We start from the raw sequence: 15,239 nt of genomic DNA, 5'->3' as shown, positions 1-15,239 counted from the left end.
CGCCATGGCATTTGAACCAAAAAGTTTTTCTCAGTTGTTTACGGAAATGCGCGATCGCACCCCAGCGAGCATTTCTGACTTTGAAACCGGCAGTGTTGCCCGCACCCTCTACGAAACCTTCGCCTACGAAATGGCGCTGCTGTATGAGCAAATGCATCGGGTATATCTATCGGGGTTTGTCGAAACCGCCACCGGTATTCATTTAGAGCGGGTGGTGGCCGTATTGGGCATCCAGCGCGGGGAGCCAGATTTTGCCACCGGGCTGGTCACCTTTGAGCGGGATCTGGGCATTGATGAAACCTTAGAAATTCCCCTGGGGTTTGTGGTGACCACCAGCGAAGACGCCGACACGGTTAAAAAGTCGTATCAAACGGTGGAAACCAAACAGCTAGGTCCAACCGACAACCAGGTGCAGGTGAGGGTACAAGCGATCGCACCGGGCGATAGTGAAGCGACAGCGGCCAACACCATTGAAGTCATGCCCCAACCCCTATCGGGGATCAAAACCGTTACCAACGAACAACCCATTCGCTTTACCGGCAAACACCGAGAAACCGATGACGACCTGCGAGCACGGGCCAAAACCGCGCTACTAGCCACCAGCGGGGCCAATGTCACCACCGTCGAAAATGCCATCTTTAACCTGCCCGGTGTGAAAGAAGTGCAGGTGCGAGAGAATTTTCACTTTGCCCGTGGCCAGGTAACCCTGACCCCTGATCCAGAAACTACAACAGAAACCACAACAGAAATCACAATCCCCAGGGGCACCGAGCTGGTTTTAGACCCAGGAGGAAACCGGTTTAAAACTCGCACCCTGGTCAGGCTAAGCCCCAATCCTGATCCAGAGTCATCCCAAAAGGTCGACGTAGAAGCCGTTGTGCGTGGAGAAGCTGGGCAAGTAGACGCAGCGGCACCGTGGCAACCGCTGGAGTTGGATGGCGGTGTCGTTGTCACCATTCGCAATGACAATGCCATTGTCTTAAAAGATTTTGGCCTGATCGAAGTGTTTGTGGATGGTGTTGATTTTACTAACCCCACCCAGGTACAGGCCCTAGAAGCGGCCATCGACCGTTCCCGCGCCGCTGGTATCTATGTCTTGCCCAAGCCTGCCCAGGCGATTCAACTAGACGGGGTATTTCTCGTTGAACTCACCCCAGGGCGACGGTGGTCAACCGAAGAACGCCAGACCCTGGAGCAGCAGCTCCAGGCCGATCTAACTGAGCATTTGCAGCAACAAAGCATGGGACAACCGCTGTTGATGTCGCAACTTACGCAAACCCTGTTGTCCCCGGCAGCTGTCAATGACCTGGTGGATTTTACCCTGACCACAACCCTGGCAGCGGCCCCGGCACAAACCCATGATGCCGCCACCAAGCGACTAGAGGCCGATATCCATGAAAAGTTTGAACCCCGCCACCTGCGGGTGGCCACGGAAATTAAACCGCTGGTAGTACAGGTTTATATACAGGCAACGGGGCTCAGCGATGAGCTGCATCGCAGCATTGAGGATGTTCTGCAAACCTTTTTTAATCGATTGCGACCGGCCCAGGCGATCCAGCGACAGCGTTTGATCCAGCAGCTTGAGGCGGTGGCCCCCGACCAAAATTTTGGAGCCACTGTTGAGCTGGTTCCTCAATTTTGGGCCGATATGGCCGATAACAATACCAGCAACGACATTCCGGTCAGTTTGGTTGAACAAGCTGAGCTGGGTCATGCCTTTATCTATGAATATGATCTAGACATCTCCGGTGCCCTAAAGCTAACGGTTGCCCCTAAGGCAACGGTCGCAGACAAGCGGGCAATCCAGGCTGAAGTGGAACAACAGCTGAACACTTATCTGGCCGGACTCCAACCCGAACAAAATGTGGACATGGGCCAATTGGCAAACCTGGCTAGCGACGTGAAGGGTGTGCTAGGTGTGAACTGGCGACAGGATGATGTGCAAGTGTGGCAGTCCACGGGGGAGACGCGAACGCTACAGGCAGATCGCCTGGATGGTAATGAGATTCGGGTTGATCGGTTTGAACGACCACGGTTGGCTACGGAGTTTGCGATCGCAACCGACATCCAAACCATTCCCATCAGTATTACGAATCTCACCCTGCACTTCAACATCACGGGCACCCCCTTCGACAATCAAGCCGCCCTAGAGACCGCCATTCAACAAACCCTCAAAACTCACTTACCCGACTTTGTCCCTCAGCTCACTAAATTTGAACCAGCCCAATCTCTTGCCTATGACTCATTTAAAACAGACATATTCAACGCCATCGGCACCCACATTAATAGCCTTGATCGCGCCGATATTCAGACCGCACCAGATGCCGCTGAGTTAGCCGAACAAACCAAAGCCCTACTACAAGGCTCCAACTATACCCTCGCCATCCTGGGCATATTCCCACCCGGCGGTGACATCCTGATTCGTCTCACCGAACGTGCCGTTCTCCAGCCCTTAACGGCTGAGGCCATTACCATCACCATCGACTGGCCGCTGTCTAATCCATAAGTCATCCCCATGCCCCCCACCGGAAAAACCCTCAGTCTTCTCAGTCGTTTCCCTTCCTTTTACCAGGCAGACGGGACCGAGGGGCTGTTGCCAGATTTACTGACGGTGTTTGGCGGGATGCTGGAACAGGCCGATATGGATCTGTTGCGGGTGATGCGATCTCACTTTGTCGATACCGCAGACAACCAGGGCTCTGAAGGATTTAGCAGTCACCTACTGGGCGATTTGGATAACATACTCTCTCTCTATTTAGAACGATTGGGCGGCACACCGCAGCTGATTCAGGTCAATCCCCAATTTTATCCCGGTGCCATCAAACACCTGCCCGAATTCTCCCAAAAACTCCACACTGGCCACACCGGCTTTGCCCGATATCTGTGGCGTTGTCTTCCCCGTGAAACGCAACAGGCTGTAAGTCTATTTATCGCGATAGATCCTCAAACCCGCACGGCCTCACAAACCAGGGGCGTCCGCAATGCCCTGGCCGATGGCCTCAACCTCTGTCTAAAAGACACGGGCTTATACCGCAAAAATCAGGAGCAGTTCCCCACCGCAATTCTGACGCCTGCTATCCAACAACTGCTACAGCAGGCTCCCACCCATGGGCTGCCCTTAGAAATTCTTAATCGAGCGCTGATCGAAACCGCGTTCCCCAATGAGATTGAAAAAAGCTATGCCCCCTATCGGGATCGCCTCAAAGCCTTAATCAAAGTCTTGCGGCAGGGCGCAGCGACAAAAGCCGGTATTCGAGACATTGTGGCAGCCAACTTAGGTATCTTTGGTAATGATTCCGCATCCCAGGCGGCAAAGGCCCAGATTCAAATCGAAGAATATCTGCCAGACTTGATCCGCGATCATTTTGAAATTCATCCCTTTGCGCTGGCTCCATCGTCAACTGAGACGGTAGACCTGTCCTTACCACAGCAGTTCGAGATCAATAACCCCAATGTTATTCCAACGGCACCCAGTCTACGCCTCCAAATTCAAGACGTGCGCAGGGCAGATAACCAGGCCAATGCAGTTGTATTACAGCCCCTGACTCATCTACGGTTTATCAATATAGACACCCAAGATTTTTTTGAGTACCAGGGCACCCTCAGGGTAAATGAAGATGTATTACAGGTCCTGGCCGATGGGCGCTTATTTTTAAATGGGATAGAAATCCCGGCCCAAGAGAGTCCTCCACTATTGCCCACGGGACAATCCCACTGGCGGATCGAAGCCAGGGTGGGTGAACCCGCAGGTAGGTTTGACCAAACTCTGTTTGACTTATCGCGGTTTGATGTTCCCATCAATGAGCCCGTCCCCCTCACCCATCAACAGGTAAGCAACTATGGCATCCATCTTACCGTTGAGGTCATTCGCAAAATTCCTGGTTCGTTTCGAGTCCAGGTGCCTTGGGATATTCCTGGTTTTACCGATAAATTTGGTGAGTTAGAAGACCATCCTCGTCGCCAGATTCCTGCCATTATTGATCAGGTGAAAGCAGCAGGGGTGCTATCTGTGATTGCTTATAGCAAGCGTTTTACAGAGTACCATGCTCTTATCGACTGGCTGACGGTGGTGCGATCGCCATTTACAGAACAGCACCCAATCAAAGAAGCCAACTTCGACATCGGCAGTCAGCTCCAACCCTATCCCGAGGGTATTCACCATGACTTAACCGATCAGCTTCATCTCTCGGGTGTCTTTGACTATACCGAGTTTAATTCCGGGAATCGCTTTGCTTAGGTTGCTATTTACCGAGGTTCACATAGGACAGGTTCACTATGAAAATTGCTGACGCACTGGACATGAGAGGCCGTTTAACCATCCACCGATACGATGCCAGCGGGCAGCCGATCGATACCACTGCCACCAACAATGCGATTGTCTATTCTGGTCGTGATTTAGTTGCCAAACTGTTTGCCCAACAAGCCATTGACCCTATTCGCTACATTGCTGTTGGCACAGGCGGTGAGCCAGTCAATCCAGACACGGATACAAAGTTAGCCAAAGAAGTGTTTCGTAAAGAACTAAAAGGACTCAATTTAGCCAAAGATTTAACCGATATTCAAATGGTTGTACCAACGGAGTCTGGAGAAAAAGAGCAAAAAAGCCGTCGCATTATCCTCAGTGCTGATCTCGACTTCGAAGAGCCCAACCCGTCTGACAATGGAGGCAAACCCTACGAACTCAGAGAAGCCGGTCTATTTAACGCCGGAGACCCCAATACAGGCATTATGTATAACCGAGTTGTTTTTCCAAATATTAGTAAAACTAAAGACTTTAAACTCACCCTGGTTTGGGAAATCATTTTTTAGTATCTCATCTTGATTTTATAAGGTTTTAGATGTTTGGAGGTTCCCTTTTATGATCGGCCCCTTTGCTCCTGAAGAACAGAAACCTGGTGGTCTGATAAAAGCTGCCGATTGGAATGCCGCGATGGAAGAAGTAGTGCGGCTAGAATCAGCCAAAGTTAATCGTCAGGGAGCCGACACCCTGGAAGGACCACTCACCATTAGAGGGGCGCTAACACTGGCTAATAGCGTCAATATTGTTGCGGATCCTCAAAATGCCGATACAAAGCTAGCAGTCACTGGCAATATAACCCTTGAAATCAATGGCAGTGCCAAAATTGCCACCAAAGACACGACAGGTCAAGGCCTGGATGTCAGTGGCACATCTCGCTTAGGAGGACACATAGATTATCAGGATGATACCGTTTTAAGCGTCGCTCCAGGGACCATTCATTTTGATGCACCAGGCAGCGTTGGTGCTAGGTTAACCATCATCGGTAAAACTGATGAGGCTACTGGTGTAACAGCAGGCAATGTTGGTATTAACACAACAGCTCCTACTGAAAAGCTCCAAATTGGCGATTTTAGTCAATCAGATAACCATATTAAAATCAGTACTGCAGGTGGGCATAAATATAGAGCTGGCATTAAACTCAAAATTTATGATGACAACAATGGTTTTACGATTGAAAATGACGAACGGGAAATAATCCATGGCTTAAACTTCTTGCGCCACCATCACGATTCTGCAGGGAAAACTGCATTGTTCATTGCCAAAGACAACGGTAACGTTGGCATTTACAATACAGCGCCTTTATCAAAACTAACCATCAATCAAAAAATAACGCATGACGGTGGCTTTAGTACGTTTGGTGAGGCCGCTTTAACCATCTTTGACCCGAACCACAATGGTGGCAATAATCCCAACGGTATCCGCGATATTTTACATCTCGTTAGGGAAGGTGTAGGTGGCCAGGCCTATGGCAATAAAGTCTCTCTATCCCTGGGGCGATACGAAAATGTAGGTACAGATTCTCGGACTCAGCTAGATATTAAGTTAACTGACAACAGCTTCAACACTCATAAAACTGTTCTATCTCTCAAAAGTAATGGCACTTTAACAGTTAGCGATAAAGGAACCATTACGTGCCCAGGACGATTGCATATATCTGGAGAAGAGATCCTATACCTGCTGAACAAAAAAGGTGTCACGATTGGCAAAGAATGGGGGGGCACTGGTAATCTTTTAGTTCAGGGTAGCGTTGGCATCGGAACAACTGAACCAGCAGCTCCATTACATATAATCGGTTCTATGTTTGAGAAGTTAAATGTTATCGACTGTAGTGGCAGCGATCAATGGGGCACCCCTGGCCATCCTATTTTAAAGTATTTCAAAGACAAATTAGCTAATCAGTCAGTGGGTACAATGACAAGAGCCATTGCAAATCTTCCTGGATGGCAAGATCTCTATTGGATAGGATGGGTTGACATAGATAATAAAATTAGAGTAACCCACCAATGGCGGCATCCGAGCAAGGTTATAGCTCCATAGTGAAAAGCTCAACTGAGGGCTTAAATCAACAATACTGAGAAATATCCTGGAATAATTTGCTCAATAAAAAATAAATTTCACTAATATGAAACAACAACTTCAACAACGTCTCCAACAACTCAAAACCGAACTTGAGTCAGGCCAAAAAGTTCTTGCTGATCTAGAAGTAAAACAGAATAACGTTCGCGAAACCCTATTACGCATCAGTGGTGCCATTCAAGTCATTGAAGAAGAACTTGCCAAGGCAGATGAAACCCAACCCAATGATTCTGCAACCGACAACAATGGCCACTCACTTTCCGCCACCAATGTAGATATAGTAATCCCCTCCACAGTAGAAACTACTTAAGGTTATTCCTGTGATTTACCATCTCCTACAGGTCATCACCGACAACCTGCAACTCGATCTAAAAAACGAGATTCCTAACGATGATGATCATTGGGGTTTAATTCCGATTATTGACCCAACCAAGATCACCTTACCTCACCTTACTCTTTACCCCAACAAACTCCAGGTTAATCACCCCCTACAACAACAATCTTATCCTTTAACACAGTCTGACACTCCAGCTCCATTGACCATTACCCAAGAATTCCAGCAAGACTTTACGATTGAACTCTATGACAAAACTCCAAGCGATCTCGAAAAACGCGCTTCCCTGGTCATCGGTAGTCTACTCACCAACCACGACATTTTGATCAACCGCTACAATGCTGCGGATATCCAGTCCAAATATCAAACCAATCAAATTTCAACCTGTCATCACCTTAGGCAATTTCAATTTCACGCTGGCATCCCCACCTATGCCTCAAATGTCATGGGCTTACAGCTGAACTTCACTGCGATCGGCCACCTGAGCATGTCCAGATCCATGCCAGACTCACAAGACATTATCCAAACCATTAATATCTCTACAAAATAAAAGATACGGGTTCACTTCAACTATTCAGTTTACCTTCAGAAGCTGATTGTATATAGTGAGCATACGGGATGCGATCGCATCCCACCCATAATTCTCCTGGGCAAACATACGGCCATTGTCTCCTCGCCGACGGAGTTCTCCAGAATCGGCAAGAGCATCATGTAGAGTTTGGGTCAGAGCAGTCTGATCGCAGTTCATAACCCAGCCACTTTGACTGTTTTTAATGTCTTGCCAAATGTGGACCTGGTCTGAAATTACCACTGGTTTGCCTGCCACCATGGCCTCCGCCACGGCAATGCCAAAGTTTTCATAGTAGGACGGTAGAACAAACAAATCCGCCGCTTGCAAAATTTGGGTCTTCAGTTCACCAGAGACAAACCCTGTAATCGTAGTGCAATCATTGAGTACGGAATGAGTTATCCGCTGACTGATGGTCTCTACATAGCCCTGGTTTTGGGGATTACCACCACAGAGCATAAAGTGAAACTGACTACCTGACTGATGCAGCGATTCTAGGGCAGGCAGTAATAAATTCAGCCCTTTTTTAGGATCAATTCGCGACATAAACAAGACGATGGGCACACCCTCTGCAATGTCATAACGCTGTCGAATATTTCCAGCATCCGCACTGACTGCCTTGGGGGTGGTCACTCCTAAGGGCAGTACAATATCTCGCGTTGTTACCCCAAAGCGTTCTGATACAGTAGCCTCCTGTTGACTGGTGAAATGGAGCGCCGCTGCGCCTTGAATATTAGGCCGCTCCAACACCGCTGCATAGAGCTGCTTAAACTGTTTTTTCTTGGCTAAATCTGCCGGATCAAGGGTGCCCAAGGGCCGCAAAATGTAGGGCAGTTGTTGCCATCGTGCCACCGTGGCCGCCGCACTGGTCACCGGAGAAAATAGGGCATGGATATGGGCAATGTCATACTCGGATCCATGGCGGTTTAACCACTGCAGTAGCGGTAGGGAAAACTTATAGCGTCGAAACGGTGTGCACCGAAAGTAAACGGTGCGATAGCCGTCTGTCTCGACAGGTTGATTCAGAGGCACATCTAAAGGAGCCTGGCCTTCATCGCCATTAGAATCTGTTGTCAGTACGGTCACATTGGCATCCTGTCGGGCCAAGGCACTACTTAATCCCCGCACCATCTGGCTGGGGCCGCCGTATACCAACGAGATGGAAGGCACAATTTGCAAAATGTTTAATGCCCTGGCCATAAATTTAGAAAGGACTAACGAAAGGACTAACGTTTGCTTCGACTGACTCGACTATAAACCCGATAACCCAAAGGCAATAACAATAGCCAGGTCAACGGTGACGGTGAGTGTTCGGGAACGGCTGCCACAGCCTGGGTGGAGGCTAATAGCTGAGGAGCCAGGCTCGGTTTCCCAGCCATGGTTGCAATTGGACTATCTGCCATGCCTATGGCATTGGCAGATACGTCCGGTATTGGCAGACTACCTTCATCCGCCGATAGTGCATCTGCCAATAGCAAAGGGATGGCATCTGCTTCCGTAATCGGTAGACTGTTGTCATCCGGCTCTGCTTCAGTCAAAAAGTCGCTTTCCCGAGCCCGTTCGATTTGCTCTGGGGTTAAGCGTGATAACCTATCGCCGTCTGGAAAAATATCGTCAATCGATTCAGGGACGGTACGTACAGCGCCACTACTCATCACATTATCAGCCTCCCCTGCGCCAAAGGTGGAATGCCTCAACCCCAGATTGTGGCCTAATTCGTGGGCAATCACATCAATGCGTCCGGCCCCATTGTTGAAGTCCAAAATGTCATCGCTGACCAACACACCGTTTAACCCGATCCAGGCATTACCGAATTGCACCAAACCCGTAGTTGTTTCGATCACATCTACAAACCAAAGATTGATGGGGCCATCGGTTCGTGTTGAGTCGGGATGCCGCCCAAAATCCCCAGCATCGCCAGAGAAGGACAGATCGATAAATTCATCTTCATCTGTGGTCAGATAGGTGCTGTCGTTCAGCTGATTTAATGGCAGAAACGCAATATCTATACCGGCCTGACCCCAAATTTTATCGGCAATGGCTTCAAACAGCTCAACCTGGGCGCAAACGATACCATCGTCATCACACACTTGAATGGGTTGAACTTCTAGAACCAGTTGATCAGGTTCGGAGATGGAGACGGGGGTAGCTGAACTGCCACCGCCACTGCCGCCAGTACAGGAGGAGATCACAAAGGCAACACTGCCCAAGACTGTAAGCCGACAGATTAAGGAATTACTGACACGTTCTGATGTTATGACCACTGGTTGTCATCAATATATTTCGTTGAATAGGCTTAGTTTAGATAACTTCACCCTGCTTTTAATCGGAACATCAACAAGATTTGCTGGGAATATATATTATGAAGCTTCTTAAAGTGGCAACTTGACGATGATGTTGGGGAAATGGTGAGTAAGGAGTGGAGGCACATTGATCATGTCTGAAAAGGCGTTACTAAGCTGTTAGTAGCGCTTCATAAAATGCCAGTAGCTCTGTTGCTAGGGCCTTATTTGTATAGTGTTTCATGGCTCTGTCGTAGCCCTTTTTCCCCAGGGCCTGCTGCTGTTCAGGGTGTTGCATCAGCTGACTGAGTCGATCGGCCATGGCCATGGGGTCACCTTCTGGAAAAATTAAGCCACTGTCATCAATGACATAGGGGATTTCTCCAGAATCAGAGCCGATCACCGGCACCTGACAGGCCATGGCTTCGATTAATACATGGCCAAACTGCTCTTTCCACCCCACGGAGGTCAGGGTTTTGAACTCATAGGTGGTTTCTGAAGGTAGCACCAGCGTATCCATCAGGTTTATATAGTCGGGTACCTGATCGTGGGGGACGCTTTCAATCCAACGGATGCGCTCAGCAATGCCAAGGGCTTGTGCTTGATTCTGTAACGCTTCCTTTAAGGGACCACGCCCCAGCAACACCAGGGTCCAGGATACATTAACTAGGGTCTCTAATGCTTTGAATAGGGTAACAAGGCCCTTTTCAGGGACAAAGCGACCGACAAATCCGACGATAAAGTCATGGTCAGGAATCGCTAACGTTTGTCGTAGCTGTGGCTGTTCTTTCGGACAAAACAGTCCTTCATCCACCCCCAATTGCGGCATTACCCGCACCGGACCATGGTAGCCATGGTCTTTTAAGATATTGGCTCCGTCCTGGTTGCCCACCACCAGGCCATCGGTGTGCCGCAGGTTATAGCCCTCTAGCAGAGAGAGGGGAAATTTCACCTCATAGGGCAGATTCCACCAGGTGAAAAAGAGAGTTTTGGCGTTACCCCCCAGGAGACGATTTAAGGTGATCAATTCTGCATAGCCCAAAGATTTGGACCCCTGCTCCACTTGAATAATGTCAGGCTTAAATGTTTTCAGGAGGTCAACAATGCCCCAGCCAAAACTCAGCAGACCTTGATTGTTCTGGCTAAAGTTGGCGATGGGGACTATGCGAAATGAGCCTTCTTGACGCGGTTCAGGTTCAACAATGCGATTTTGTACTCCTCCCGGATTCCAACGTTTTGGTACCACTACCGTGACCTCATGGCCCATGTGGGCTAATTCCCGCAGTTTCTCGCAGTTTAGGTCAACAATGTAGCTGTGGCTGGCAACTAAAACTTTCATGGGTTGGATGATGATGTCTGCCGTACTCCAGTATTAGCCAGTAACGACCCTGGTGGAGGTATTGTTGGGGTGGGTGGGCTGGGGCATAGTCTGGGCCGGTAGGCTAAACAACCGTCCCTTACTGTTAAAGGTGGTTGCTAAGGTCCAGCAAGCCTGGATAAAACCTAGGGTGTAAAAACCAAACCGGGTGACAATTTTAATGGGCGACCCGCTCTTATTACAGGGGGGATTGCCCAGAACATGGCAGTCAAATAAACGTCCCGACAGTCGCAGCAACTGCCATGGTGTCAGGTTTTTTAATGCCATTAAAAAATGGTTGTGATAAAAGGTCAGCTGGTATTTAAGGGAGCGGGTGCTGATATCGTGGCAGCCACCGGTCTCTTCTCCCAAATGGATCAAATTGGCCTCTGGGTCGTACCAAATCTTTAGCTGTGTGCGTCGAAAACGCAGGCAAAAATCCGACTCTTCCCGCACGGCACTGCCCTGGAAACGCTCATCAAACCGTAATCCGTGGTTTGCAAACACGTCTCGTCGAAAGGACATGTTACATCCCCGTGCTGTCAATACCTGCTGCGGGTTCACGGTATGGACTAAATCAATGTAGTACCAGGCAATACCGGGATCCATGGCCTCCGGCGGCAGGGTTTCAATCTGCTTGGCGGCATTGGATTCTGCCAACTTCATGCGATCAAACACACGCCCGGCCACGGCACCGATGTCAGACCGGGTTTTATAGTTTTGCCCATGGGCTGCTAAAAAGCCTGGGGGCAATTCCACATCATCATCTAAAAACAGAATGATATCCCCATGACAACGCTCAATCGCATAGTTTCGCGCAGCTGGTAAACTGGCCCAGTCAACGGTATACAGCGTTACTTTAGGATCTGTTTTTATGGCATTGAGGAATGCTGTTGTTGCTGACTCATGGGTCTGGGTCTGGTCAACAATAATCACCTCAAAGGCTGGATAGGTTTGCTCTAATACATTTTCAATAGTGCTACAGAGAACGGCTTCTCTGCCGTAGGTGGGAATGACAACTGAAATAAATAGATCCGTATCCATAGTTATTTGAAGGAATCGTCTTAAACGGGTTGGGGTTCCTCAACGTCAGCTGATTTTAGGGCTGTTTTTTTCTGCGATCGCAACCGCTTCTTCTTCCTGGGATTGGCCAATTCCCGCTCCTGCTTATCCAGGGTAGGAATCTTCAAGGCGATCCCGGCTGCCAGCCAGTAATAAACCGATACCGGGTCCACATCCAAAGGATAGTAGTAGGGAAAGAAGCTAATAAAGAGCACAAACACCCACATGGAGGCAGCATATCCCCGCAGGTTCTTATCCCTTGTTTTCCGATAAGCCTTAAACGTAGCAATGGTCAGAGCCGTATAGAGCATCACCACAAACAGCAACCCTAGAGGCCCCAGCTCATAGAGCAGTTTAGGATGATACGTTTCCACCAGACGTACTTTGCCAAACAAACGTGCCCCGTTGGTAGCCCTAGCTACGCCGTTACCTAAGATGCCTTCTTGGGCCTCCATGACCTCAGCAAACTGCTGCATCACAAATTCATGGGGTGGAGAGGCATTCCATCGATCCTCAAAGCTATCGATACGTTCCTGCATTAACTCTGGGTTACGAATCGTCAGCCCCACTAAAATCAGCCCCAGGATCACACCAATCGGCACAAAGCGTTTAAGGTTAGCCACCTGCCCCGTTAGGACACTCAACACCCCAACGACAATGGGAACCAAAAATAAGGCAATCCGCTGGCCAGAGATCACCGACATAACGAATACGGTGATCAGGGAAATGATGCCGATTAATCGCCAGAAGGGAGATCGATCATTAAAGGCCGTACCAAAGCTAAAAAATGCACTGGAAATTAAAAACCAACCCCATTGCCAGGGGGCCACAAAAGTACCCGGCAATCGAATCTGACCTTGGGATGGGCTGTACAACAGGGAGCCTCCCACAAAGCAGCGGGACCGCAAAGACGCCTTAAACAGGTCTACGCCTTGGGCTCCAATCCCCTCTGTGCCAGCACAAACACCGGTTTTGAGCATCAGGTACTGAACAAACCCGAGAGCACAGGACACGAGCACTAACACGGCCTGGATACGTAGCAAAAAGTATAGATCTTCCGACGTGCGTATCAAATAGTAAATGCAGGTGATAACAGGTAGGTATCCCAGCAAAATTTTCAGACCCAGGATGCCCATCATCAGAGGCATTTCATCCCCAGGTGCCTGGAGCTGCTGAGGTAGATTAATCAGCAAAATATTGAGGATGACAATCGCCAGTACCAGCACCAACGGCAGTTGTAATGCCTCCGGCAATAAAATCTTCTGACGCTTTCTACGGCACATCTGAATCACACCAATCAAGGCAGGTACGTAAAAAGCATCCTTGGCAAGCTGTAATAAGGAATTGCCCCCCAGCATGTAGGTCACCGTCCCTGAAAAGGGGATATAGATGATAAATGCGTAGAGGGCGTATCGCTGATACTTAAAGGACAAACTGAGACATAGCAAACTGGCTGTGGCGGCTATGCCTAAGGTGGGCTCCACCATGACGCCCAGCAAAAGACCCACTAAACCCGATGCGACACAGGCCAGCACCGTAAACTGAATCAGCTGAGAACGAGCCTTTGCCACTTCCCTCTCTTTTGCCCGTTGCTCCTTGCGAGTGAGGGTGGGTTCTGCCGTTTGTTCTGGCGCAGCCGAGCGAGAACGTTTTTTGGAGCGCTTCTTAAGTTTCTTGGCAACCATGGACGATTAGAAGAAGGGCAATAGATATGATGGACGACCCCACCGATGGTGGACGCCCCCACCGATGGTGGGCGACCCCACTGATGGCGGGTGCCCCCACCGTCTTCAAGGTAACAATTAGCCAACAGGAACAGGTCTGGCTAGTTTCAATTTACCCAAACCTAATGTGATTGATAGATAAATCACACTGGACTTGGCTCAACCTTACAAGAACTTTTTATACAAGCAGGTATGCGTAACCCGATTCCTTATTCCCGACTTCCCCTATCTACCCAACCGATTTGGAATATCCCGACAGCCACCTGGAATAGTAGCCCGAGTTTTACTGCCGCTCCAGGTGCATAGATAGCAGCGTTGGGTTTCAGATAGGCGCTGGGCATTGGATAGATCCATGCCTTCTACCACAGCTCCGGTAAACTCGCCGGTTTCATAGTTAGGTGTATCGTTACGGGTACGAGGTGTGGCGGTTTCGGGGGGGCCATGAAAGAAGCGGGTGCCCATAAGATCAGCCCCAGATAAGTCTGCGTCACATAACACCGTGCGGGTTAGATCGGTGCGGACTAACTCGCATTGGGATAGGTTGGCGCGGATTAAATTAATGCCGCTCAGGTCTACCCAACGTAGATCATTGCCGGAAATATCTGCCGCTGCCAGCATCACGCCAATATCAATCACCCGTACACCATTGAGGCGATCCTCAGCGTAGCCGCCAGAGCCATCTAAAATCGGGCGTCCCAACCGCTGATCACGGGCTAGGGGGGTGAGTAGTTTAGAGCGCGACAAAAATCGTAGAACTTTAGCTTTACCATCGCCATCGATACCGCCCAAAATAGCTGCCGTTCGAGCTTCAGCAATGATGCGTTCCTGGGGCCAGTCTTCAAGTAAGCCTTCATCATCCAGGACCAGTTCTGAAATGCCCTGGAAATAAGCATCAATGGTTTGCTGCTGGGTAATTAAATTCTGCTGAGTGGTTAGATCGCGGGAAATAATAAACTGTCGCCAAGCGACATAGAGCGCCAAAATCGCGATAAATATTTGTCCTAAGGCCCCCAAAAAATCACCGAGGGCTCCAATGGCATTCCAGTTGAGGGTGGCCCCCCACTGCAATAGTCGCAGGTTGATCCCACTGACTTGCATCAAGCCGTAGACGCCGAGAATTAAGCCAGGGGTGGCGACAATTAACGATCGTTGCTCTGGAGATAGGTCGTTGACCACTGCCCGCAAGGTGGGCATCGCCAACCGGATCGAAATCGCTAACGCGATTAAAGAGCCAAACGAAATTAGCCAGAAGCTATCGAGTACCAGACCAATAAAGGTGATCAAGGTGGATGCGATCGCAATCAATAACTGCACTGACACTTTCATGGGCGAGCTCAGGGGCAACGTTGCCATCTCCTCATGGTGCAAATCCCCAATGGATGCAAAATCAGGGTCTGGATTGTAATCAACGGTAAACCGCTCTGATGCCCTCGGAGTCTGAGGCATCAAGTCTGCTGGCGTCGCAGCATGATCAAATGGCTCTTGGGCGCTCATATAACATAAATTGGCAGAAAGCTTCGCGGTGTTGAGTTTAAC

The 15,239-nt window shown here is 49.4% G+C and carries 13 protein-coding genes; 7 read left to right on the top strand and 6 right to left on the bottom strand.

Features of this window, described 5'->3' with window-relative positions; all coding sequences use genetic code 11:
• Positions 1 to 4 precede the first annotated feature (4 nt).
• The 6 genes from SPB21_RS08625 to SPB21_RS08600 all read left to right on the top strand — a co-directional run bounded on the left by SPB21_RS08625 (position 5) and on the right by SPB21_RS08600 (position 7,260).
• Positions 5 to 2,506: a baseplate J/gp47 family protein gene (locus SPB21_RS08625; protein ID WP_499866317.1), complete on the top strand. Its 2,502-nt coding sequence runs from the start codon at positions 5 to 7 to the stop codon at positions 2,504 to 2,506.
• 9 nt (positions 2,507 to 2,515) lie between these two features.
• Positions 2,516 to 4,237 carry a hypothetical protein gene (locus SPB21_RS08620; protein ID WP_499866316.1) on the top strand — a complete coding sequence of 574 codons (1,722 nt, stop codon included), beginning with the start codon at positions 2,516 to 2,518 and terminating at the stop codon, positions 4,235 to 4,237.
• 38 nt (positions 4,238 to 4,275) lie between these two features.
• Positions 4,276 to 4,809 carry a hypothetical protein gene (locus SPB21_RS08615; protein WP_499866315.1) on the top strand — a complete coding sequence of 178 codons (534 nt, stop codon included), beginning with the start codon at positions 4,276 to 4,278 and terminating at the stop codon, positions 4,807 to 4,809.
• A gap of 49 nt (positions 4,810 to 4,858) precedes the next feature.
• Positions 4,859 to 6,337, top strand: coding sequence for a hypothetical protein (locus SPB21_RS08610; RefSeq protein WP_499866314.1), 1,479 nt, complete (start codon positions 4,859 to 4,861; stop codon positions 6,335 to 6,337).
• Between the two features lie 85 nt (positions 6,338 to 6,422).
• Complete coding sequence (locus tag SPB21_RS08605; protein ID WP_499866313.1) at positions 6,423 to 6,686, top strand: hypothetical protein; 264 nt, start codon at positions 6,423 to 6,425, stop codon at positions 6,684 to 6,686.
• A 10-nt stretch (positions 6,687 to 6,696) separates the two neighbouring features.
• Positions 6,697 to 7,260, top strand: coding sequence for a hypothetical protein (locus SPB21_RS08600; protein ID WP_499866312.1), 564 nt, complete (start codon positions 6,697 to 6,699; stop codon positions 7,258 to 7,260).
• A gap of 24 nt (positions 7,261 to 7,284) precedes the next feature.
• Here the strand turns inward: SPB21_RS08600 and hpsP are convergent, their stop codons facing one another.
• From hpsP to hpsL, 5 genes are all read right to left on the bottom strand, one after another.
• Complete coding sequence (gene hpsP / locus SPB21_RS08595; protein WP_499866311.1) at positions 7,285 to 8,478, bottom strand: hormogonium polysaccharide biosynthesis glycosyltransferase HpsP; 1,194 nt, start codon at positions 8,476 to 8,478, stop codon at positions 7,285 to 7,287.
• 26 nt (positions 8,479 to 8,504) lie between these two features.
• A complete protein-coding gene (locus SPB21_RS08590; protein ID WP_499866310.1) occupies positions 8,505 to 9,542 on the bottom strand; it encodes a hypothetical protein in 1,038 nt (345 codons plus the stop codon).
• Positions 9,543 to 9,732: 190 nt separating this feature from the next.
• Positions 9,733 to 10,899, bottom strand: coding sequence for a hormogonium polysaccharide biosynthesis glycosyltransferase HpsO (hpsO, locus tag SPB21_RS08585; protein WP_499866309.1), 1,167 nt, complete (start codon positions 10,897 to 10,899; stop codon positions 9,733 to 9,735).
• A 33-nt stretch (positions 10,900 to 10,932) separates the two neighbouring features.
• Positions 10,933 to 11,961 carry a hormogonium polysaccharide biosynthesis glycosyltransferase HpsN gene (hpsN, locus tag SPB21_RS08580; RefSeq protein ID WP_163660265.1) on the bottom strand — a complete coding sequence of 343 codons (1,029 nt, stop codon included), beginning with the start codon at positions 11,959 to 11,961 and terminating at the stop codon, positions 10,933 to 10,935.
• 20 nt (positions 11,962 to 11,981) lie between these two features.
• Positions 11,982 to 13,664: a hormogonium polysaccharide biosynthesis protein HpsL gene (gene hpsL, locus SPB21_RS08575; protein ID WP_163702384.1), complete on the bottom strand. Its 1,683-nt coding sequence runs from the start codon at positions 13,662 to 13,664 to the stop codon at positions 11,982 to 11,984.
• A gap of 26 nt (positions 13,665 to 13,690) precedes the next feature.
• Between hpsL and SPB21_RS08570 the strand changes: the two genes are divergently transcribed.
• Positions 13,691 to 13,834 carry a hypothetical protein gene (locus tag SPB21_RS08570; RefSeq protein ID WP_499866308.1) on the top strand — a complete coding sequence of 48 codons (144 nt, stop codon included), beginning with the start codon at positions 13,691 to 13,693 and terminating at the stop codon, positions 13,832 to 13,834.
• Positions 13,835 to 13,928: 94 nt separating this feature from the next.
• On the opposite strand, the gene SPB21_RS08565 is transcribed toward SPB21_RS08570, so the two are convergent.
• On the bottom strand, positions 13,929 to 15,197 hold the full coding sequence (locus SPB21_RS08565) for a pentapeptide repeat-containing protein (RefSeq protein ID WP_499866307.1): 1,269 nt from the start codon (positions 15,195 to 15,197) through the stop codon (positions 13,929 to 13,931).
• Between the last annotated feature and the right edge of the window lie 42 nt (positions 15,198 to 15,239).

It is taken from the genome of Leptothoe sp. ISB3NOV94-8A (assembly GCF_043421595.1).
In the GTDB taxonomy this organism is placed as follows: domain Bacteria; phylum Cyanobacteriota; class Cyanobacteriia; order Phormidesmidales; family Phormidesmidaceae; genus Leptothoe; species Leptothoe turfae.
The sequence above is the reverse complement of the archived record's forward strand: the minus strand, read 5'-3'. Positions and strand labels throughout refer to the sequence as shown.

Coding starts and splice junctions, on each gene's coding strand:
- SPB21_RS08625 (WP_499866317.1), top strand. CDS start 5: ATGGCATTTGAACCAAAAAGTTTTTCTCAGTTGTTTACGGAAATGCGC.
- hpsN (WP_163660265.1), bottom strand. CDS start 11,961: ATGGATACGGATCTATTTATTTCAGTTGTCATTCCCACCTACGGCAGA.
- SPB21_RS08570 (WP_499866308.1), top strand. CDS start 13,691: ATGATGGACGACCCCACCGATGGTGGACGCCCCCACCGATGGTGGGCG.
- SPB21_RS08615 (WP_499866315.1), top strand. CDS start 4,276: ATGAAAATTGCTGACGCACTGGACATGAGAGGCCGTTTAACCATCCAC.
- hpsO (WP_499866309.1), bottom strand. CDS start 10,899: ATGAAAGTTTTAGTTGCCAGCCACAGCTACATTGTTGACCTAAACTGC.
- hpsL (WP_163702384.1), bottom strand. CDS start 13,664: ATGGTTGCCAAGAAACTTAAGAAGCGCTCCAAAAAACGTTCTCGCTCG.
- SPB21_RS08605 (WP_499866313.1), top strand. CDS start 6,423: ATGAAACAACAACTTCAACAACGTCTCCAACAACTCAAAACCGAACTT.
- hpsP (WP_499866311.1), bottom strand. CDS start 8,478: ATGGCCAGGGCATTAAACATTTTGCAAATTGTGCCTTCCATCTCGTTG.
- SPB21_RS08620 (WP_499866316.1), top strand. CDS start 2,516: ATGCCCCCCACCGGAAAAACCCTCAGTCTTCTCAGTCGTTTCCCTTCC.
- SPB21_RS08610 (WP_499866314.1), top strand. CDS start 4,859: ATGATCGGCCCCTTTGCTCCTGAAGAACAGAAACCTGGTGGTCTGATA.
- SPB21_RS08565 (WP_499866307.1), bottom strand. CDS start 15,197: ATGAGCGCCCAAGAGCCATTTGATCATGCTGCGACGCCAGCAGACTTG.